Source organism: Rhodovulum sp. HP10 (assembly GCF_047553435.1).
Classification (GTDB): Bacteria; Pseudomonadota; Alphaproteobacteria; order Rhodobacterales; family Rhodobacteraceae; genus Rhodovulum.
Window position 1 is genome coordinate 1,432,612 of record NZ_CP180201.1, and the last position, 21,567, is coordinate 1,454,178.

The 21,567-nt window shown below is 66.2% G+C and carries 12 protein-coding genes and 1 pseudogene; 12 read left to right on the forward strand and 1 reads right to left on the reverse strand.

What is annotated here, in order from left to right; genetic code table 11:
- The first annotated feature begins 37 nt into the window (after positions 1–37).
- The 8 genes from ACK8CO_RS06615 (at position 38) to prpB (ending at position 8,072) form a co-directional block, all read left to right on the forward strand.
- Positions 38–1,048 (forward strand): ABC transporter substrate-binding protein, encoded by a 1,011-nt coding sequence (locus tag ACK8CO_RS06615; protein WP_414898601.1) that lies wholly within the window; start codon positions 38–40, stop codon positions 1,046–1,048.
- Positions 1,045–2,085 (forward strand): FecCD family ABC transporter permease, encoded by a 1,041-nt coding sequence (locus ACK8CO_RS06620; protein WP_414898602.1) that lies wholly within the window; start codon positions 1,045–1,047, stop codon positions 2,083–2,085. Before ACK8CO_RS06615 ends, ACK8CO_RS06620 begins: the two co-directional genes overlap by 4 nt.
- On the forward strand, positions 2,082–2,843 hold the full coding sequence (locus tag ACK8CO_RS06625; protein WP_414898603.1) for an ABC transporter ATP-binding protein: 762 nt from the start codon (positions 2,082–2,084) through the stop codon (positions 2,841–2,843). Before ACK8CO_RS06620 ends, ACK8CO_RS06625 begins: the two co-directional genes overlap by 4 nt.
- 12 nt (positions 2,844–2,855) lie before the next feature.
- Entirely contained in the window at positions 2,856–3,344 is a 489-nt protein-coding gene (locus tag ACK8CO_RS06630) for a pseudoazurin (protein WP_414898604.1), read from the forward strand.
- 743 nt (positions 3,345–4,087) lie between these two features.
- A complete protein-coding gene (locus tag ACK8CO_RS06635) occupies positions 4,088–4,456 on the forward strand; it encodes an acyl-CoA thioesterase (protein WP_231119208.1) in 369 nt (122 codons plus the stop codon).
- The gene (locus tag ACK8CO_RS06640; RefSeq protein WP_414898605.1) at positions 4,453–5,991 is read left to right on the forward strand and encodes an MmgE/PrpD family protein; all 1,539 of its coding nucleotides are present in this window, start codon (positions 4,453–4,455) and stop codon (positions 5,989–5,991) included. The genes ACK8CO_RS06635 and ACK8CO_RS06640 overlap by 4 nt, the downstream gene beginning before the upstream one ends.
- Positions 5,988–7,160, forward strand: coding sequence for a 2-methylcitrate synthase (prpC, locus tag ACK8CO_RS06645; protein ID WP_080615227.1), 1,173 nt, complete (start codon positions 5,988–5,990; stop codon positions 7,158–7,160). Before ACK8CO_RS06640 ends, prpC begins: the two co-directional genes overlap by 4 nt.
- On the forward strand, positions 7,161–8,072 hold the full coding sequence (gene prpB / locus ACK8CO_RS06650) for a methylisocitrate lyase (RefSeq protein ID WP_414898606.1): 912 nt from the start codon (positions 7,161–7,163) through the stop codon (positions 8,070–8,072).
- Positions 8,073–8,318: 246 nt separating this feature from the next.
- Here the strand turns inward: prpB and ACK8CO_RS06655 are convergent.
- Positions 8,319–9,288, reverse strand: a pseudogene (locus ACK8CO_RS06655) (IS5 family transposase).
- 380 nt (positions 9,289–9,668) lie between these two features.
- Here ACK8CO_RS06655 and ACK8CO_RS06660 point away from each other — a divergent pair.
- From ACK8CO_RS06660 to ACK8CO_RS06675, 4 genes are all read left to right on the forward strand, one after another.
- Entirely contained in the window at positions 9,669–11,300 is a 1,632-nt protein-coding gene (locus tag ACK8CO_RS06660) for a peptidase domain-containing ABC transporter (protein ID WP_414898607.1), read from the forward strand.
- The gene (locus tag ACK8CO_RS06665) at positions 11,300–13,465 is read left to right on the forward strand and encodes a peptidase domain-containing ABC transporter (protein ID WP_414898608.1); all 2,166 of its coding nucleotides are present in this window, start codon (positions 11,300–11,302) and stop codon (positions 13,463–13,465) included. Before ACK8CO_RS06660 ends, ACK8CO_RS06665 begins: the two co-directional genes overlap by 1 nt.
- Positions 13,465–14,790, forward strand: coding sequence for an HlyD family type I secretion periplasmic adaptor subunit (locus ACK8CO_RS06670; RefSeq protein ID WP_080615222.1), 1,326 nt, complete (start codon positions 13,465–13,467; stop codon positions 14,788–14,790). The genes ACK8CO_RS06665 and ACK8CO_RS06670 overlap by 1 nt, the downstream gene beginning before the upstream one ends.
- A gap of 429 nt (positions 14,791–15,219) precedes the next feature.
- The gene (locus ACK8CO_RS06675; RefSeq protein WP_414898609.1) at positions 15,220–21,558 is read left to right on the forward strand and encodes a hypothetical protein; all 6,339 of its coding nucleotides are present in this window, start codon (positions 15,220–15,222) and stop codon (positions 21,556–21,558) included.
- Positions 21,559–21,567: the final 9 nt, after the last annotated feature.

The window sequence follows — 21,567 nt, forward strand, 5'->3', positions numbered from 1 at the left end:
ACCCCGGGGCCCGGAAGCCAATTTCCGGAGAGTTTCCATGAACACCAAGACTGCCTTCCTTTCGGCGGCCCTTATGGTCTGCGCGGGCATGGCCCAGGCCACAGACTATCCCCTGACGCTGGAGAATTGCGGCCAGACCCTGACCTTCGACGCCGCCCCCGCGCGCACCGTCACCGTCGGCCAGGCCACGACCGAGATCCTTTACCTGCTGGGTCTCGCAGAGCGGGTGAAGGGCACCTCGGTCTGGTTCACCGATGTCCTGCCGCAATTCGCCGAGCTGAATGCCGGGATCCCGCGGCTGGCCGACAACGATCCCAGCTTTGAAAGCGTGGTGGCCGCGCGGCCCGATCTGGTTACCGTGCAACATGAATGGCATGTCGGCCCCCAGGGCATCGTCGCCACCCGCGAGATGTTCCATGATGTCGGCGTGCCGACCTACGTTCTGCCCAGCGACTGCGCCAGCAAGGATAACAGCCGCGGCTCTGACGGCACCCGGACCGAGATGTTCTCGACCGCCTCGATCTACCGGTCGATCGAGGAACTGGCGCGGATCTATGGTGTCGAGGATCGCGGCGCCGAGCTGGTCGAAGAGCTGAAGGCACGCGAAGCCGCAGCCATCGAACATGCCCGGGCGCTGGATCTGCCCGAAGGGGTCTCGGCGGTGTTCTGGTACTCCTCCGCCGAAATGGACATCGACCCCTATGTGGCCGGACGGAAGGGCGCGCCAGGCTACATGATGCAGGAGCTCGGGATCGAGAACGTCGTGGCCTCCGACGAGGAATGGCCCACCGTCGGCTGGGAAAGCATCGCCAAGGCCGATCCGACGGTGATCGTACTGGCCGAGATGACCCGCCGCCGTTTCCCCGCCGACGATGTCGAGAAGAAGCTTGAGTTTCTCCGCACCGATCCGGTTGCGAAGGAAATGACGGCGGTCCGGGAAAACCGGATCGTGGTGATGGATCTCCAGGCGATGGAAGCGACCGTGCGGGCGATCTACGGGCTGGAGGAGCTGTCCACGGCGCTGGCCGGATTCGATCTGAGCAAATGAGGTCCGGAGCCCGTCGGGCCCGCTGGCACTGGGGGTGGATCGCCCCCCCGGTGCTGCTGGCCGCGCTGATCGCCGGAACCGCGATCGGCGAGACCCGCATACCCGCCGCGACCGTGTTCCAGGTGCTGGGCAACAAGCTGTTCGGCACCCTCTACCCGGTTGCGCGGATCGACGAGGGCATCGTCTGGAACTACCGCCTCGCCCGCGCGGTGGTGGCGGCAGCCTGCGGGACGGGGCTCGCCCTGTCGGGCGTCGTGCTGCAGGCCCTGCTGAGGAATGCGCTAGCCGATCCCTATCTGCTGGGGATCTCCGCCGGGGCCTCGACCGGCGCGGTTGCGGTCACCGTCGCCGGGCTCGGTGCGGGCGCGCTCTCGCTGTCGACAGGCGCCTTCGCCGGGGCGCTTCTGGCCTTCGTCATGGTCGCGGCCCTGGCGCGGGCAGCGGGCGGCGGCACCGGGCTGCAGGCCGCGGGCGTGATCGTTCTGGCCGGGATTGCGGGGGCACAGCTCTTCAACGCGATGACCGCCTTCCTGATCGCGAAATCCGCCAATGCCGAACAGGCCCGCGGCATCATGTTCTGGCTTCTGGGAAATCTCTCGGGGGCGCGCTGGCAGGACAGCCTGATTGCCGTGCCTGCCGCGGCCTTGGGGCTTGGGATCTGCCTCTGGCATGTGCGCAGCCTCGACGCCTTCACCTTCGGGGCTGACAGTGCGGCCTCGCTCGGCATCAACGTGCGCCGGGTGCAGGCGGTGCTGATCGGGACGGCGGCTCTGGTCACCGCGCTGATCGTGTCGCTGGTTGGCGCCATCGGCTTTGTCGGACTGGTGATCCCCCATGCGATGCGGTTCCTGGTGGGCGGGCGGCACCGGCTGCTGGTGCCGGCCTCGGCGCTGGCGGGCGCGGTGTTCCTGATCGCGGCGGATATCGTCTCGCGCATCCTTATCCCGGGACAGGTGCTGCCCATCGGCGTGATCACCGCGCTGATCGGCGCCCCCGCCTTCGCGGCGATCCTGATCCGGGGGAGGGCCCGGAAATGATCCTGAGCGGTGAAGGCCTTGGCTGGCGGGTGCAGGGACGGGCCATCGTCTCTGACGTCACCCTGTCGGTCATGCGCGGCGAAAGGGTCGGGCTGATCGGCCCGAACGGATCGGGAAAGTCGAGCCTGCTGCGGATGCTGGCCGGTATCCGGGCACCAAGCGAAGGCGAGGTGCGGCTGGAGGGGCGCCCCATGAGCCGCCTTCCCCGCCGCGAAGTCGCGCAGCGGGTGGCGCTGGTGGAACAGCAGGCCGAAACGACCGAGCGGATCACCGTCCGCGACGCGGTCGAGCTGGGGCGCACGCCCTGGCTCTCGGCCCTGCATCCGTTCTCGGACGAGGACGAGGCCGCGGTCGAGGCGGCGCTGATCGCCGTCGGCATGCAGGATTTCGCCGCCCGCCACTGGCATACGCTTTCGGGCGGCGAGCGGCAGCGGGTCCATATCGCCCGCGCGCTGGCGCAGCGGCCCGGGCTGCTGATCCTCGACGAACCGACCAACCATCTCGATATCGGGTCGCGGCTGTCGATCATGGCCCTCGTGGAGCGGCTGCCGGTGACGACCATCGCCGCGCTGCACGACCTCAACGAGGCGATGGCCTTCGACCGGCTGGCCGTGTTGCAGGGCGGGCGGCTGATCGCGCTCGGCCCGCCCGGCGAGATCCTTGTCCCGGCGCTGCTGCGCGAGGTGTTCGGGGTCGAGGCCCATCTGTTGACGGATCCGGCGGACGGTGTCCGGGTTCTCCGTTTCAAGCCTGTTTGATGAAAGACGCAAATGATGCGAAGACTTGCTCTCTCTGTGCTGTTGCCCGCCATGATCCTCTCGGCGCCCTTCGCGGCGGCAAAGACGGTCGAGGTGAAGATGCTGAACCGCAACGCCTCGGGCCCGATGGTCTACGAGCCGGATTATCTGGTGATGGAGCCCGGCGATACCGTGCGGTTTCTCGCCACCGCGCCGGGCCATAATGCCGGCACCATCGACGGGATGATCCCGGTCGGGGCAGAGCCCTTCAAGGGCCAGATCAACGAAGAGATCGAGGCGACCCTGACAGAGCCCGGCATCTACGGGATCAAGTGTTCGCCGCATTTCGCGATGGGCATGGTGATGCTGATCCAGGTTGGCGACCGGCCAGCGGCCGAGACGGATCTGCCCGCCGGGCTTCCGACGCGGGCCGACAGGCGCCTGCGCGAGATCATCGCCCGCCAGAACTCCGGGCAGGAACAGGCAGAGCCGCAGACGCCGCACCTGCCGGACACCAAGTGATCCGCCGCGACCGCGCCTGCTGTCCGCAAAGGCAGGAGTTCGCCGCAAGCGGGCGCGGTCTGTTTCCCTTCCCGGGCATCGGGCGCAAGGTCTCGCGGCCCGAACGCGCATAGCGGAAAGCCCGGGAGCCCGTCGAGATGCGCTTCGCCCACCCGAGGCGCATACCCGTGCCTCTCCGCCTTCACCACCGGACACCGACTGGCGCACGAGACGCGTTCGACAGAGCCGCAACCGTCCAGCCGCCCTGCAAGCTCGCCGAACCATCGCGGCAGGATCGCCCGCGGCAAGCCCCGGCAGCGCGTCACCCTGCAGGGTCGCGCGCCATTCGGCCGGAAGCCGCGCCCTCTTCGGAACAGACCCGGATATCGCGCCCGAAGGCCGCGTCGAGCTGCAAAAGCACCTGCATCGTCAACAGGCGCCGGCGGCGCTCGATCTGGCTGGGATAGCCGGGCGAGACGCCCGCCTCCCCTGAGCCTCCCCTTAACCAGGGCCGCCTCGGTCCGCCCGCAGGTCTTGCAAAGCGGCCACCGCATGCCGCCAAGGCCTCACTCACACCAGCCACGCCCTGGAATTCGCAACCTTTGCATATCTCAGGAAAAACCTCGAAGGCCTTCGCATTTTCAGTCCTTTTCAAGGAAAATCTCTCCGATTAATCCAAATGAAACCTCCGGGAAATGCAAAGGTTGCGAATAATGGTTCCGTGCTCACCGCAGAATACAGGCACATCGACAGCCCCCACCCGGGTGACCGCGCTGATCTTTCCCGAGACGGTCAACCCCCACGGCACGCTCTTCGCGGGCGCGGGGCTTGCGATGATGAGCAAGGCCGCCTTCCTCGCGGCCAGCCGCCGCGCCCGCCGCATGGTGGTGATGGCGGGATCCGAGAGGATCGCGTTCCGCACCCCCGTCCTGCCCGGCGAGGCGCTGGAACTGACCGCCATCGTGACCCGCATCGGTCGAAGCTCGATGAGCGTCGAGGTGACCGGCGAGGCAGAAACACTGACGACCGGGGCGCGCCATCTGGCGATGACCGGCCGTTTCGAGATGGTCGCGGTCGACGAGACCGGACGTCCGACCCCGATAGCCATACCCACGGAGGAGAAGACCCGATGAAGGACGGAGCACCGCAGCTCGAGCTGCACCGGCTGCACATGCACAAATCGGCCGATGCACTGGCCCGCGAGGACCAACTGGCCTGGAAACTGGCGGAACTCGCCGCCGATCCGGTCTCGGTTCCCGACGATACGGCCGGGATGATCGTGAACCGGGTGATCGACAACGCGGCGGTGGCGGCGGCCTCGGTGGCGCGCCGTCCCGTGGCCTCGGCCCGGGCGCAGGCGCTGTGCCACCCCTACAGGCGCGGGGCGACGGTCTTCGGGATGCCGCAGGACACCCGCGTCTCGCCCGAATGGGCGGCCTGGGCCAATGGCGTGGCGGTGCGCGAGCTCGACTTTCACGACACCTTCCTCGCGGCGGATTATTCGCACCCGGGCGACAATATCCCGCCGATCCTCGCGGTCGCCCAGCATTGCGGGCTGTCGGGCAAGGCGCTGCTGCGCGGCATCGCGACGGGCTATGAGATCCAGGTCAATCTGGTCAAGGCGATCTGCCTGCACGAGCACAAGATCGACCATATCGCGCATCTGGGCGTCTCGGCCGCGGCCGGGATCGGCACCGCGCTGAACCTGCCCAGAGAGGTGATCTACCAGGCGATCCAGCAGGCGCTGCATGTCACCACCACGACGCGGCAGTCGCGCAAGGGCGAGATTTCCAGCTGGAAGGCCTATGCCCCTGCCTTCGCGGGCAAGATGGCGATCGAGGCCGTCGACCGGGCGATGCGGGGTGAAGGCGCGCCCAGCCCGGCCTGGGAAGGGGAGGACGGCTTCATCGCCTGGATGCTGTCGGGCCCCGATGCGGTCTATCAGGTGCCGCTGCCCGGCAAGGGCGAGCCGAAACGCGCGATCCTCGAGACCTATACCAAGGAGCATTCGGCCGAGTACCAGAGCCAGGCGCTGATCGATCTGGCGCGCCGCCTGCGCGGCGAGATCGGCGATCTGCGCCAGATCGAGAGCATCGTGATCCATACCAGCCACCACACCCATCACGTGATCGGCACCGGCGCGAACGACCCGCAGAAGATGGACCCCACGGCCAGCCGCGAGACGCTGGATCACTCGATCATGTATATCTTCGCCGTGGCGCTTGAGGACGGCGCCTGGCATCACGAGGCATCCTATGCGCCGGAACGCGCCGCGCGGCCCTCGACGGTCGATCTGTGGCACCGCATCTCGACGCTGGAAGATCCGGACTGGACGCGCCGCTATCACAGCCGCGACCCGCAGGAAAAGGCCTTTGGCGGTCGCGTGGTGGTGACGCTGAAAAATGGCCGGGTGATCGAGGACGAGATCGCGCTGGCCGATGCCCACCCGCAGGGCGCCCGCCCCTTCGAGCGACCCAATTACGTCAAGAAGTTCCTGACGCTTTCCGAGGGCATGCTCGACGCAAAGGAACAGGACCGGTTCCTCAACGCGGCCGAGGGCCTCGCGGAGCTCCCCGAGGGCGGGCTGGACGCCCTGAATTTCACCGCCCTGCCGGAGAAACTTGGCACGCATTGCCCCAAGGGCCTTTTCGAGCGGAGCGGATCATGACCGGCATCATCAGGAAACCGAAGAAATCCGTCGCCCTCTCGGGCATCGTCGCGGGCAACACAGCGCTTTGCAGTGTGGGTCAGACCGGCAACGACCTGCATTACCGCGGCTATGACATCCTCGACATCGCCGAGGCCTGCGATTTCGAGGAGATCGCGCATCTGCTGATCCACGGGCATCTGCCCACGACGGCCGAGCTGACCGCCTACAAGGCCAGGCTCAGGCGCCTGCGCGGTCTGCCCGCCGCGCTGCGCCAGACGCTGGAGGCGATCCCGGCCGCGACCCATCCGATGGATGTGCTGCGCTCGGGCGTCTCGGCACTGGGATGCGTGCTGCCCGAGCCCCATGACCAGAACCCGGCCGCGGCGCGCGACATTGCCGACCGGCTGATCGCGGTCCAGGGCTCGATGCTGCTTTACTGGATGCATTACGCCCGGAACGGCCGCCGAATCGACGTCGAGACCGAGGACGAGACCGTGGCGGGGCATTTCCTGCACCTGCTGCATGGTGCGCCGCCCGGCCAGGATCATGTGCGCGCGATGCACACGACCCTGATCCTTTATGCCGAGCATGAATTCAATGCCTCGACCTTCACCGCACGCTCCATTGCGGGCACCGGGGCGGACATCTATTCGGCGATCACCGGGGCCATCGGCGCGCTGCGCGGGCCCAAGCATGGCGGTGCCAACGAGGCTGCCTTCGAGATCCAGAAGCGCTATGCCACACCCGACCAGGCCGAGGACGACATTCGCCGCCGTGTCGCCGCGAAGGAGGTCATCACCGGCTTCGGCCATCCGGTCTATACGGTTTCGGACCCGCGCAACGTGGTCATCAAACGCGTGGCCCGGCATCTGGCCGAGCATGAGGGCGCGACCCGGAGGTTCGACATCGCCGAGCGGATCGAGGAGGTGATGGCCGATGCCAAAGGCATGTTCCCCAATCTCGACTGGTTCTCGGCGGTGTCCTATCACCTGCTGGGCGTGCCGACCGAGCTGTTCACGCCGATCTTCGTGATCGCGCGCACGGCGGGCTGGGGCGCGCATGTGATCGAACAGCGCGCGGATGGCAAGATCATCCGCCCCTCGGCCAATTACATCGGCCCCGAGAACCGCCGCTTCCTGCCGCTCGACCAGCGCGGCGGGCTGCTGACCGATCAGACGGAGGCGTAAATGCCCTATCTCGTTGCAAACGACCTGCCCGACCTCCCGGCGCCCGCGCGGTTCCGCGCGGCTCTGGCCCGGCCCGGGATCTACAGCCTGCCGGGCGCCCATAACGGCATGGCCGCGCTTCAGGCCAAGGCCGCCGCGTTCGAGGGGATCTATCTGTCAGGCGCGGCCATGACCGCCCAGATGGGCCTGCCCGATCTCGGCATCATCACCGTCGACGAAGTGGCCTTCTTCATCCGCCAGATCGCGCGTGCCTCGGGCCTGCCGCTGCTGGTCGATGGCGATACCGGCTATGGCGAGGCGCTGAACGTCATGCACATGGTCCGGACCTTCGAGGAGGCGGGTGCTGCGGCCGTCCATCTCGAGGACCAGCTTCTACCCAAGAAATGCGGCCATCTGAACGACAAGAAGCTGGCCCGCCCCGAGGACATGGCCGCCAAGATCGCCGCCGCCGCCCGTGCCCGGCGCGATCTTTTCATTATCGCGCGCACCGATGCAGCGGCCTCCGAAGGTCTCGAGGGAGCGGTCGCCCGCGCGAAGCTTTATGTCGAGGCAGGGGCCGAGGCGATCTTCCCCGAGGCATTGAATTCGGTCGAGATGTTCCGCGAGTTCCGCGCCCGGCTGCCCGGGGTAAAGCTTCTGGCCAACATGACCGAATTCGGCCGGACGCCTTCGTTGACGGCGGCCGAGTTCCAGGAGCTGGGCTATGACATGGTGATCTGGCCGGTCAGCTCGCTGCGCGTGGCCAACAAGGCCCAGGAGCGGCTTTACGCCGAGCTTGCGCGCTCGGGCTCTGCGGCCCGGCAGATCCCCGAGATGCAGACCCGCGCCGAACTCTACGAGACGATCGGTCTGAACGCCTATGAGGCGCTCGACCGCTCGATCGTGGCCAGCGTGGTACCCGAGCCGGCCTGACCGGCAGGGGCAAAGACGGTCGGGGCAGTGAAGGCTCCGGCCCATCCAGCCCGGCGCGCACAGAGGATGAAGGCGTTCGCCACCGCCTGGGAGCCAGCGTCCCGTCAGGCCGCGCCGGGTCGTCCGAGCACGTTGATATGAAGGCCATGACCGGCATCGCGCAAGGCCTCCATCACCTCGAACTGGTGCCAAAGGCTCTGTTGCACAAAGCCGCTGACGACGGAGCTACCCCTTTCCCGGACACACTTATGCCACGGCCTCGGTCACGGGTATGCCGAGCGCGGTGAAGCCGTTCATGACGGCGACACGAACCTGAAGCTCGGCAACCTGCCGGTCAGGCTCCCGCGCCATCAGGCGTTGACCCAACAGCTTCATGCAGTGCATCTTGGTTTCGGCCCGACTTCTGCGATGGTAGCCACTCCACTTCCGCCAGATCTTCCGGCCCAGGCGTTTCGATGCGCGCAGCGCCTCGTTGCGGGCAATCGCGCCTGCAGCTGCCAGGCTTCCAGGGTTTGGCATTTTTTCGCGGAGGAATGACGGCGTGGGCGCCCCGGTCGGCAATGGTGTCGTGACACTTGCGCGTGTCGTAGGCACCATCTGCGGTGACACTGTCGATCTCCTGATCGAGCGGGATCTGGTCGAGCAGTTCCGGCAGCATGGGGGCATCGCCAATATCGCTGCTGGTGAACTCGACGGCCCGGATTTCCAGTGTTTTCTCATCGATCCCGAGGTGAACCTTGCGCCAGATGCGGCGTTTGGCGCCACCATGCTTGCGGGCATTCCACTCCCCTTCGCCTTCGACCTTGATGCCGGTGCTGTCGATCAACAGGTGCAGCGGTCCCTTCGATCCCCGATACGGGATGTTCACGTTCAGGGTCTTCTGGCGGCGTGACAGCGTGCTGAAATCCGGCACCGACCAGTCCAGCCCGCTCAACTGCAGAAGGCTCTCGACGAAGCCTGTCGTCTGCCGGGTCGACATTTTCGCTCGGACCAATGGCGCTCCAATGTCGACCATGCCAAACAGGACTTTCATCGTCAGGCAGGTCTGGATGGCCGCGTCACTGTAGGTGGGCTGCCGGCCGCGCTTGCCGGTCGGCCTGGCCTCCCACGTCATCTCGGGATCGAACCAGATCGTCAGCGAGCCCCGGCGCTTGAGCGCTTCGTTATAGGACCGCCAGTTCTTGATCTTGTAGGTCGGGGTGGATGGTCTGCTCATCCCCTCCAGCTATCACGCTGGATTCACGAGGTGAATCGCCCACGAGCTTTGTGCAACAGAGCCGCAACAGAGCCTCTTCGATTCAGAAACGACTCCGAAAGAACACCTGATTTTATAAACCAGCGCGAATTCTCCAAATCCGGACATGACTTGTTTACAATAAATACCGGCGGAGCAGAAAAATCACCACATCAACCGCCTCGGCACGCAATCCCGTCTGCGCAACCTCAGCTTACATCTGGCGATTACGCTTTATTAGGCAGCCTCATTTAAATGAGATCCGGCGACACCGCGACGCATCTTCAGTCGTCGCGCGCCCCCTGTTGCTCCGTTCGATGTGCTCACATTGTTCGGTGCGCCCATGAGGAACGAGGCACGCATTGAAAAGACCCGGCGCCCTCCCCTATGTCTCGATCGGAATAGCCTCGCTCTGCATCAACGCGCTATCCTTGGCGGCGCCGCTTTTCATCCTGCAAGTTTACGACCGCATCATCCCAAATCACTCGGAAAATACGGCCGCCCTCATAGGGTTGGGCGTTCTTTGCGCCTTAGCACTTGAGACCGTTCTAAAGATCGCGCGGTCCAGAATTCTGTCGCCCCTTGCAACAGATTATGAAGTCCGGGCCAGCTGTGGCGCCGCACGTCATCTCTTTCACGCCGACCTGGCGGCATTTGAGCGTGTTTCGCCGGGCGCGCATATGGAGCGGCTCGCCGCCGTTGCTCAGCGACGCTTCAATGGGACCGGGCAAACGCTTCTGGCCATCTGCGATTTCCCCTTCCTGTTCGTTTTCATGTGGATGATCTGGATTCTGGGCGGTCCGGTGATCATCGCGCCTGCTCTCGGCGCCATTGCCCTGGCTGTTGCGGCAGCACCGGCAAACCGCTCTGCGCGAGAGGCTCTCGCCCGCGCGCTGTCTTTGGACGACCAGAGATACGATTTCCTGCTCAGCACGCTTTCAAGCCTGCCCTCGCTCAAGGTCGCCAGTCTGGAACGCCCGGTATTGCGCCGATACGAGGCCCTTCAGAAGCGGCGCCTTGCAGCGCAGGGGGAGGCATTCACGGCCGATCAGCGGCTGACCGACCTGTCGCAACTCGTCGTACAGCTCTCGATCATCGGGGTCATCGTGCTGGGCAGTCTGCTGATATTGCAGGGCCATATGTCGATAGGGGGACTATCTGCCTCGACCTTGCTGGCAGGTCGTTTCCTGGCACTCATCAGAAACCTCATTCTTCTGGCTTCGCGCCTGCAGACATCCAGCATCGGGCGCGAGCAGATGGATGCGATTTTCAAAATCCCCGTCAGATCGGCTTCCTCCGGCATTCTGAACGCCAGTCAGGCACCGCCGAGGCTGAGCCTGCGCGGCGTCGTCTTCGACGATAACAATGGCAAGCGGGTGCTCGACGGCGTCAATCTGGACCTTCGGGAAGGTCATACAATCGGTCTTGTCGGAGACAACGGCAGTGGCAAGAGCATCCTGCTGGCCCTTGCCGCAGGCCTGTACTCCCCGACTGCCGGAGAGGTTCTCCTGGGCGGACATCCCCTATCCGACTATACCGACGAAAGCCTGCGCAGGACCATCTCGCTGGTGTCCCAGCAAGAGACCTTGTTCGCAGGCTCAATCCTCGAGAACATTTCGATGTTCGCCCCCGAACGCGTCGATGCCGCGCTCGGAGCCGCAGAGCGAACCGGTCTCACCGAGCTGATCAAGCCATTGCCGAAGGGCTTTGCCACGATCGTCGGCGACGACGCCGCCGACGGGTTGCCACGCGGTGTCGTGCAGCGCATCGCCCTTTGCCGGGCGCTGGCCCTGGACCCGCAGGTCCTGCTGTTCGACGACGCCAATTCGGCAATTGACGACCAGGGCGATGAAAAGGTCGCCGAGCTTTTTGCAGATATCCGCGAACGTTGTGCGATCCTTTTCGTCAGTCACAGGCCAAGCGTCCTGGGCCGCGCCGATGCGATCGTGCGGCTGGCAAACGGACGGATCAGCACCGTCGAGGGCACATTCTGATGGCAGATACCGGAACCGAAAGCCGATCCGGTGGGGCCAATGGGCCCTTGGCCCGTCTCGGCGCGCCCCCTGCCGTGCATGCGCAAGGAAAGGAGCAGGACCCCGTCGACGAAACACTTGCCACCTGCCTGTATGACGCGCTGCGCGATCTCGGCTGGCGGGGCGAGCTTCGGGATCTGCGCCTGTCCTTCGCATTGGATCTCTCGGGCGACCGAGTGCTGGACACGCTCAACGCCGCTGCCCGGCTCGGCTTTGCGGGACATATCAGGCGCGGTCGGGTGTTTTCCGGCAAGGATCTGGCCCGCACAGCCCTCGGACCGGGCGGCATGACGCAAGGCTTGCTGTTCTTGCCCCTCCGTGGAGAGCCTCGCTTTCTGCGGATGCGCACGGGCGATACCCGGGCCTCGGAGCGCCTGGGCAGGGGCACGCTCATTCGCTTTGAACGCGTCGAAACGCCTGCTTCGGAAATCGGGAAATCCTGGCTCGGCCGAAGACTGCGTGCGCAGCTTCCGCTGATCCTGCGCGCGCTGCTGCTGACGTTTTTCGCAAATCTGGCAGCGGTGGCGAACCCACTGTTCGTGATGGCGGTTTACGACAAGGTGGTGGTGTCGGAATCGACCGCCCTGCTCGCCTATCTTGCCGCTGGAGTGGTCGCCGCCGCCTGGATGGAAATGCTGATGCGTCGGCTCCGCGGTCGGATCATGAACCGCGCCAGCCAGCGGTTGGGATATATCGTCGGGAACGCGGTCTTCGGCCGAATACTGACACTGCCCAGTCGCACGACCGAGAGAGCGGGACTGTCGAGCCAGATTGCCAGAGTGCGCGACGTGGATCGAATCCGGGATCTGTTGCGCGGCCCGCTCGAGCAGGCACTGCTCGACACGCCCTTCACACTGCTTTTCATTGCCGCTGTCGCCATCGTCGGTGGCTGGCTGGCCCTGGTCCCGCTCTGCTTCATGATCCTGTTTGCAGCGCTGGCGGCGATCGGTGAGCGGCATATGCGTGGCCGTGGTGCGGAAGTTGCAAAGGCGAACGCTCAACGCCAGCTCGTGACGCTCGAAATGATGCATCGCATGCGTGCGATCCGGGCCGCGGGCGGCGAAACGGTTTGGCTGGAACGCTATCGCGACAGCGCGGCAAAGGCAGCCCGGGCGAGCGAGCGCAATACCACCTCGGCCCAGATTTTGGCAGCCATCGGCCAATCGCTTGGCACAGGAGCAGCTCTTGCGACACTCTTCGCGGGCATTTTCCTGGTGCTCGCCAATGCCATGACGACCGGCGGGCTGATCGCCAGCATGATGCTGGTCTGGCGCCTGATCGCGCCGGTTCAAAACGCATTCCTGGCAGCAACGCGAGTCGGTCAGCTGGTCGCATCCGCCCGCCAGATCGACCGGCTGATGGACACCGAGGCAGAGATCGCCCCTGGCGAAGGCGACGGCGAGCGGCCGCCGATCCGGGGAGAGATCGCCTTCAACCGCGTGACGTTCAGATATGGGCGCGAAACCGAACCGATTCTGAGCGGCGTGAGCTTCACCGCGCAGCCCGGAGAGATCATTGCCATTGTCGGTCGCAACGGAAGCGGAAAATCAACTCTGCTGAAGCTGATCGCCGGGCTATACGACGCGCAGGCAGGCAATATTCGCCTGGATGGCCGAGACCTTCGGCAATTCGACCCGACGCATCTGCGTCGAGCCATTTCCTACGTCCCGCAACTCCCAAGCTTTCATTACGGCACACTCCGCGAAAACCTCTTGATGGCAGAGCCGGAGGCCGACGAACCGGACATTGCCGAAGCGCTGCAGCTCGCAGACGCGGCGACAGCCGTAGCGGCATTACCCGAAGGCTTGGATACCTTCTATGATGCCCAGCTTGTCACCTTGCCTGTCGGCCTGCTTTCACGTCTGTCACTGGCGCGCATGTATCTTCGGAAGGCGCCTGTCGTTCTGTTGGACGAACCGGCGACGGGCATCGATTTCATGGGAGAATTCGCCTTCATCGGCGGACTGGAGCTGCTACGCGCTCGCGGCGCGACCGTACTTATCGTCACCCATAACCGCCAGCATCTCGGCATCGTGGACAAGATCCTGATGCTTGAGGATGGCACTGTACGCTTTTTCGGCTCGGCCGAAAAGGTGCGCGACCGAATTCCCAAGGGGTTGATCTGATGTCTGACGAAGAAAGCGCATCGACCGGGATGAAGAACGGGTTCGCCGTCGAGGATTTCGTCCGCGATACCGGCATCGGCCCTTTGACCCATGCCATGATCTGGACGATCGCCGGAGGTCTTCTTGCATTCCTGGCGTGGGCTGCAATTACGCCGGTCGACGAAATCGCCAAGGGTACAGGAGAATTCGTTCCCGCCGGTGCCGTGCGTTCGCTTGACCATCTGGAAGGCGGCATCGTGGAAGAGGTGTTGGTAAAGGAAGGCGAGGTCGTCGCCGAAGGCCAGCCATTGCTGCGATTGACCAGCACGGCGACCACCTCCAACCGTGACCAACTGATCACTCGGCGGACGACACTGCAACTGCAGGCCGAACGTTTCGCAGCCTTCGCCGAGGGGCGGCGTGCAAATTTTCATCGTTTCACAAACGACGACAAACTGATCGCGGAACAAGAACGCCTTTTAAATGCCCAGATTGGCGTCCGCGTTAGCCAGGAAAACGTTTTTCAGGAGCAGGTCACCGGATTGGAAGCACAGATCGAGGCGGTGGTTCTGCAGAAGGAAACCCTCGCCGAGGCATTGGCCCTGATTGACCGACAGGCCTCCATTCGCGAAGGGCTGGTCGGCAAGGGGTTGAACCCGCTCCTTCAACTGCTCGAGATACAGCGAGAGCAGACCATGGCGGTGGCGGAACTGCGCGAACTGGACCGTAGCATATGGTCCCTTCGCAACGAAATCTCGCAGGTCCACACCCGAATCAGTGAATTTCACGGACGCTTGCTCGAAGAAGCGCTTAACCAACTTCGAACCGCCAATGCAGAGCTTGCCGAGATCCGTGAGCAACTGACCGCTCAAAATGACAGGATCAAGCGACTGCTCATCGTGGCGCCGACGGCAGGTATTGTACAAGAGCTCGCCGTACGCACCGTTGGTGGTGTGCTGAAGCCCGGCGAGACAGCCGCGAGACTGGTACCATTGGATGACGAACTGATCGCAGAGGTTCAGATTTCACCGCGCGACATAGGATTTGTTCGGGTCGGCCAGGCGGTGAAACTGAAGGTCATTGCCTTTGATTTCAGCCGCTACGGACATGTCTATGGAGAGATCTCGAGCATATCGCCCAGCACATTCCTGGACGCCAACAAAGTGCCATATTACCTATGCCGCATACATTTAGATTCTCGCCAGATTGGCTCAGAAGATGAAGCGCGCCACTTTCTTCCTGGAATGACGATTCACGCCGAAATTTTGACCGGAAAAAAGACCATTCTTCAGTATTTTTTAAAGCCGCTCTACACAATAGTCGATGGTACGCTGGGGGAAAGGTAACCCAGGGTTCTGGGGAAGCGTTTGATGGCTGAGGGTGAAAATACTGCGGATTCTCCACTTGGGACAGAGAATGACGCGTTGAGCGCTCAGGTTGCACGGCCTGGCCGCGAGCGCGTCGAAGTTATCGAACGCCCTGTAGACGCAAACGCGGCCATACGTGCCGTCGATGACCGCAGCCTGTCTTTGATCCATCGGGGCGAGGTCGAAGAGCCAACCCTGCTCCGCGCGCCCGCTCCCGCCTCCGTCGGCGAGCCCTTGGCAGAGACCATCGAGGCTTGGCGCGCAGGCGAGACGACAGCCATGTCAGTCTCCGATCTCGGGCCGGTGCCGTTCTTTTCATGGGGTGCCCCCGCCAGCGGGGCCTCGTTTGCCACGATTGGACTCCCTAGTAATGCACTCTCTGGCGGCATGTCGAACGTCGTCGATGGCATGAACGTTGAGGATGCTACCCCTTTCGATATGGCCGAGTTCGCCGCACAATCGGTCCAGACTGTTGACACAATTCCCCCGGCCATACCGGCCGACAGCGTTGAATTTCCCAACGAGGACATCTCCGCCGACGATAGCCCTGTCCCCACCCCGGTCGTCGATGCGCCCGACCTCACCGTCGCGCCCGCCACCGGCACCGAGGACGGTGCCATCGCCCTCGATCTCTCCGCCGCGCTGATCGACCCCGCCCCGGGCGAGAGCCTCGCCCTCACCCTGGCGGGCCTGCCAGAGGGCGCCACCCTCTCGGCCGGCACCGACAATGGCGATGGCAGCTGGACGCTCGCCCCCGAGGATCTCGCCGGGCTCACCCTCACCCCGCCGCCCGATGTCCATGGCGATCTCGCCCTCTCCGTCACCGCCGTCGCCAGCCTCGGCCCCGACAGCCGCAGCGTCACCGCACCGCTCGCGGTCACCGTCACCCCGGTCGTCGATGCGCCCGACCTCACCGTCGCGCCCGCCACCGGCGCCGAGGACGGCGCCATCGCCCTCGATCTCTCCGCCGCGCTGATCGACCCCGCCCCGGGCGAGAGCCTCGCCCTCACCCTGGCGGGCCTGCCAGAGGGCGCCACCCTCTCGGCCGGCACCGACAATGGCGATGGCAGCTGGACGCTCGCCCCCGAGGATCTCGCCGGGCTCACCCTCACCCCGCCGCCCGATGTCCATGGCGATCTCGCCCTCTCCGTCACCGCCGTCGCCAGCCTCGGCCCCGACAGCCGCAGCGTCACCGCCCCGCTCGCGGTCACCGTCACCCCGGTCGTCGATGCGCCGAGCCTCACCGTCGCGCCCGCCACCGGCACCGAGGACGGCGCCATCGCCCTCGATCTCTCCGCCGCGCTGATCGACCCCGCCCCGGGCGAGAGCCTCGCCCTCACCCTCGCCGGCCTGCCAGAGGGCGCCACACTCTCGGCCGGCACCGACAATGGCGATGGCAGCTGGACGCTCGCCCCCGAGGATCTCGCCGGGCTCACCCTCACCCCGCCGCCCGATGTCCATGGCGATCTCGCCCTCTCCGTCACCGCCGTCGCCAGCCTCGGCCCCGACAGCCGCAGCGTCACCGCCCCGCTCGCGGTCACCGTCACCCCGGTCGTCGATGCGCCGAGCCTCACCGTCGCGCCCGCCACCGGCGCCGAGGATGGCGCCATCGCCCTCGATCTCTCCGCCGCGCTGATCGACCCCGCCCCGGGCGAGAGCCTCGCCCTCACCCTCGCCGGCCTGCCAGAGGGCGCCACCCTCTCGGCCGGCACCGACAATGGCGATGGCAGCTGGACGCTCGCCCCCGAGGATCTCGCCGGGCTCACCCTCACCCCGCCGCCCGATGTCCATGGCGATCTCGCCCTCTCCGTCACCGCCGTCGCCAGCCTCGGCCCCGACAGCCGCAGCGTCACCGCCCCGCTCGCGGTCACCGTCACCCCGGTCGTCGATGCGCCGAGCCTCACCGTCGCGCCCGCCACCGGCACCGAGGACGGCGCCATCGCCCTCGATCTCTCCGCCGCGCTGATCGACCCCGCCCCGGGCGAGAGCCTCGCCCTCACCCTCGCCGGCCTGCCAGAGGGCGCCACCCTCTCGGCCGGCACCGACAATGGCGATGGCAGCTGGACGCTCGCCCCCGAGGATCTCGCCGGGCTCACCCTCACCCCGCCGCCCGATGTCCATGGCGATCTCGCCCTCTCCGTCACCGCCGTCGCCAGCCTCGGCCCCGACAGCCGCAGCGTCACCGCCCCGCTCGCGGTCACCGTCACCCCGGTCGTCGATGCGCCGAGCCTCACCGTCGCGCCCGCCACCGGCACCGAGGACGGCGCCATCGCCCTCGATCTCTCCGCCGCGCTGATCGACCCCGCCCCGGGCGAGAGCCTCGCCCTCACCCTCGCCGGCCTGCCAGAGGGCGCCACACTCTCGGCCGGCACCGACAATGGCGATGGCAGCTGGACGCTCGCCCCCGAGGATCTCGCCGGGCTCACCCTCACCCCGCCGCCCGATGTCCATGGCGATCTCGCCCTCTCCGTCACCGCCGTCGCCAGCCTCGGCCCCGACAGCCGCAGCGTCACCGCCCCGCTCGCGGTCACCGTCACCCCGGTCGTCGATGCGCCGAGCCTCACCGTCGCGCCCGCCACCGGCACCGAGGACGGCGCCATCGCCCTCGATCTCTCCGCCGCGCTGATCGACCCCGCCCCGGGCGAGAGCCTCGCCCTCACCCTCGCCGGCCTGCCAGAGGGCGCCACACTCTCGGCCGGCACCGACAATGGCGATGGCAGCTGGACGCTCGCCCCCGAGGATCTCGCCGGGCTCACCCTCACCCCGCCGCCCGATGTCCATGGCGATCTCGCCCTCTCCGTCACCGCCGTCGCCAGCCTCGGCCCCGACAGCCGCAGCGTCACCGCCCCGCTCGCGGTCACCGTCACCCCGGTCGTCGATGCGCCGAGCCTCACCGTCGCGCCCGCCACCGGCGCCGAGGATGGCGCCATCGCCCTCGATCTCTCCGCCGCGCTGATCGACCCCGCCCCGGGCGAGAGCCTCGCCCTCACCCTCGCCGGCCTGCCAGAGGGCGCCACACTCTCGGCCGGCACCGACAATGGCGATGGCAGCTGGACGCTCGCCCCCGAGGATCTCGCCGGGCTCACCCTCACCCCGCCGCCCGATGTCCATGGCGATCTCGCCCTCTCCGTCACCGCCGTCGCCAGCCTCGGCCCCGACAGCCGCAGCGTCACCGCCCCGCTCGCGGTCACCGTCACCCCGGTCGTCGATGCGCCGAGCCTCACCGTCGCGCCCGCCACCGGCACCGAGGACGGCGCCATCGCCCTCGATCTCTCCGCCGCGCTGATCGACCCAGCCCCGGGCGAGAGCCTCGCCCTCACCCTGGCGGGCCTGCCAGAGGGCGCCACCCTCTCGGCCGGCACCGACAATGGCGATGGCAGCTGGACGCTCGCCCCCGAGGATCTCGCCGGGCTCACCCTCACCCCGCCGCCCGATGTCCATGGCGATCTCGCCCTCTCCGTCACCGCCGTCGCCAGCCTCGGCCCCGACAGCCGCAGCGTCACCGCCCCGCTCGCGGTCACCGTCACCCCGGTCGTCGATGCGCCCGACCTCACCGTCGCGCCCGCCACCGGCGCCGAGGACGGCGCCATCGCCCTCGATCTCTCCGCCGCGCTGATCGACCCCGCCCCGGGCGAGAGCCTCGCCCTCACCCTCGCCGGCCTGCCAGAGGGCGCCACCCTCTCGGCCGGCACCGACAATGGCGATGGCAGCTGGACGCTCGCCCCCGAGGATCTCGCCGGGCTCACCCTCACCCCGCCGCCCGATGTCCATGGCGATCTCGCCCTCTCCGTCACCGCCGTCGCCAGCCTCGGCCCCGACAGCCGCAGCGTCACCGCCCCGCTCGCGGTCACCGTCACCCCGGTCGTCGATGCGCCGAGCCTCACCGTCGCGCCCGCCACCGGCACCGAGGACGGCGCCATCGCCCTCGATCTCTCCGCCGCGCTGATCGACCCCGCCCCGGGCGAGAGCCTCACCCTCACCCTCGCAGGCCTGCCAGAGGGCGCCACCCTCTCGGCCGGGATGATCGCCGCTGTCGCGGCCGACGGCTCTACGACCTGGTCCCTGAGCGCGGCCGATCTGGAGGGCTTGACCCTGATCCCGCCCGCAAGGTTCACAGGCGATTTCGATCTGGAAGTTGTCGCCATTGCCAGCGATCCGGTCGGCGGCGTCGCGTCCACCACCCTTTTGCTACCGGTGACAGTCTTTGCAGACGAGCCTTCGCTGCCACCGCCGTCGCAGGTGATCGCGCTGAACGGATTGACCACCCAGGAAGACACGGCCGTGGCGCTGGAGCTCGGGCAAGCCTTCCTCGATGCCACCGGCTTCTCGAACCTGAATTCCGCGACGATTTCCGGCTTGCCGGAAGGAACGACCCTCTCTGTCGGCGAGTTGCAACCGGACGGAAGCTATCTGGTTTCCGCAGCGGACCTCGAGGGGCTCTTGCTGACGCCTCCCAATGACTCGGATGTCGACATGCGCATCGCCGTCCGCTTCGAGCTCACGGATGGCGCCGAGGTCAACGCGGCTTTCGATCTGCAGGTGGAGGCCGTGGCCGACATGCCGACGGTCACGATCACCGGCGCCTCGAGCGATGACGTCTCGATCATTCCCTTCAATATCGGGGGCGGACTGAGCGATGTCGACGGGTCGGAGACACTGACGCAGTTCGTGTCCGGCCTGCCGGAAGGCGCACGCCTGTCGGCAGGCACTTATGCGGGCGATGGCCTCTGGTCATTGACGCCAGAGGATCTGGCGGGACTGACATTGCGCCCCCCGACAGATTTCTTTGGCAGCTTCGGCTTCACGACGACAGCCGTAGCCACAGAATCCAGCAATGGCGACGTGGCTGTCTGGAACCAGAACGTCACCGTGACTGTCTCGGGAGGGCAGGAAGGAGAGGTCTGGCAGAGCTATGACGTACGCGGAGAGGAAGACACGCCAATAGATCTGGGGAGCTTTCTGCTCCTCTTCGATCTGGCCGGGCTCGCTTCCATCAGTATCGCGGGCGTGCCGGAAGGCGGGACATTGTCGGGCGGCTATCTCGATGAAAACGGCGACTGGATCATCGCCGTCAGTCTGCTTGCCAACCTGACCTATACGCCGCCCGAGCATGATGCTTCCGACGTCACGTTGACGGTTGTCGGCAAGATTCTGTCCTTTCCGATCACCCTTGCTCGCATCGATGTTCTGGTTGACGCGGTCGCGGATGCGCCCGACCTGTCGGTCGGCGCGCCCGACGGGGTCGAGGATCAGGCGCTGAGCCTGACCGTCGCCGGCGCGCTCATCGACACCGATGGTTCCGAGACCCTGTCCTTCGCCGTTCTCGGGTTGCCCGAGGGCGCGGTGCTGAGCGCGGGAACGCGCGACCCGGCAAGCGGGACCTGGATCCTGACAGCCGAGGATCTTTCCGGTCTCACCCTGACGCCGCCTCCCGATTTCAGCGGCCAGCTGACCTTTGACGTGAGAGCGATCTCGCTGGAAGACGAGGGTGACGCGGCCATCACGACAGAGACGATCTCGATCGCAATCGCGCCCCTGACCGATACCGCCTCGCTCATCGTCCAGGCCGCGCAGGGGGATGAGGACCAGCCCATCCCCCTGAGCATAGCATTGAGCTCGGGCGATACGGACGGGTCGGAAAGCGTGACCTCCATCGTGATCTCGGGCCTGCCCGACGGAGCGGTACTGAACGCCGGAACCGATCTCGGCGGGGACCGTCATGCGCTGCTTCCGGAGGATCTCGCCGGCCTGACGATCACGCCGCCGCCCAACTTTTCGGGACAGTTCGAGCTGCAGATCGAGGCGACATTGCAGGATGGCACCGCTGATCCCGTCTCGGTTTCCAGCTCGGTAACGGTGACGGCGGCACCGGTCGCGGACGCGCCGATCCTGACTGTGGTCGACGCCCTCGGTGTCTTCGACGCACCGGTGGATCTGAACATCTCGGCCGCCACGGTCGTGCCGGACGGGACAGAGGCGCTTTCCATCACTCTGAGCGGACTGCCCGAAGACGCCTATCTTACGGCCGGACGCAACATCGGCGGCGGGGTCTGGTCGCTCGAAACCGGACAGCTCGACGGATTGCAGCTTCTTCCGCCAGCGGACTGGTTCGGCACATTATCCCTGACCGTCGATGCCTATGCCACAATCCCCGGTACGGGCGACATCGCCCAAACCACGGCGACCTTCGATGTCCAGGTTCCCGAGCCTGCCCCCGTGCAGGTATCGGTTGCAATCGCTCCCGACTTCACGATCGACAGTATCGACAGCGTATCCCGGGTCGTCGTCACACTGACGGAGGATGTGCTTTTCCCCGACGATACCCTTGCCCTGTCCGACGAAGCGGCCTCCGATCCGGTGCTGTCAGCTGCCCTGAGCGAAGGGGCTCCCAGCCTGCGCTTCGAAAACGGCGGGCGGGACGCGATCCTCGAGGGCGACGCGCCAGTGGAGATCTTCGAGCAATTGGTGCGCGGCCTGCAGTTGCAGACCTTCTCGGATCAGGGCGGCAGAACGGTCTCGATCGATGTGTACGATGCCGCCGGCGATCTCGCCCCGTTCGAGTCCGAAAGCCTGACCTTAAGGCCGAACGAACCCGCCGCGTCGTCCGACCCTGGCGATCTCGCCAGCACAGATGCAAGCTTCGACGTGACATCCGATCCGATGAGCCCGAGTTGGGACTCGGGCGGCGATGCCCAGGATCCTCTGCCAGCGGAGGATCCTGCACCTTCCCAAGACATGACGGCCTAGCAGGGAGGC

Coding starts and splice junctions, on each gene's coding strand:
- ACK8CO_RS06640 (WP_414898605.1), top strand. CDS start 4,453: ATGAAGGACGGAGCACCGCAGCTCGAGCTGCACCGGCTGCACATGCAC.
- ACK8CO_RS06630 (WP_414898604.1), top strand. CDS start 2,856: ATGATGCGAAGACTTGCTCTCTCTGTGCTGTTGCCCGCCATGATCCTC.
- ACK8CO_RS06675 (WP_414898609.1), top strand. CDS start 15,220: ATGAACGTTGAGGATGCTACCCCTTTCGATATGGCCGAGTTCGCCGCA.
- ACK8CO_RS06615 (WP_414898601.1), top strand. CDS start 38: ATGAACACCAAGACTGCCTTCCTTTCGGCGGCCCTTATGGTCTGCGCG.
- ACK8CO_RS06665 (WP_414898608.1), top strand. CDS start 11,300: ATGGCAGATACCGGAACCGAAAGCCGATCCGGTGGGGCCAATGGGCCC.
- ACK8CO_RS06625 (WP_414898603.1), top strand. CDS start 2,082: ATGATCCTGAGCGGTGAAGGCCTTGGCTGGCGGGTGCAGGGACGGGCC.
- prpC (WP_080615227.1), top strand. CDS start 5,988: ATGACCGGCATCATCAGGAAACCGAAGAAATCCGTCGCCCTCTCGGGC.
- ACK8CO_RS06620 (WP_414898602.1), top strand. CDS start 1,045: ATGAGGTCCGGAGCCCGTCGGGCCCGCTGGCACTGGGGGTGGATCGCC.
- ACK8CO_RS06670 (WP_080615222.1), top strand. CDS start 13,465: ATGTCTGACGAAGAAAGCGCATCGACCGGGATGAAGAACGGGTTCGCC.
- prpB (WP_414898606.1), top strand. CDS start 7,161: ATGCCCTATCTCGTTGCAAACGACCTGCCCGACCTCCCGGCGCCCGCG.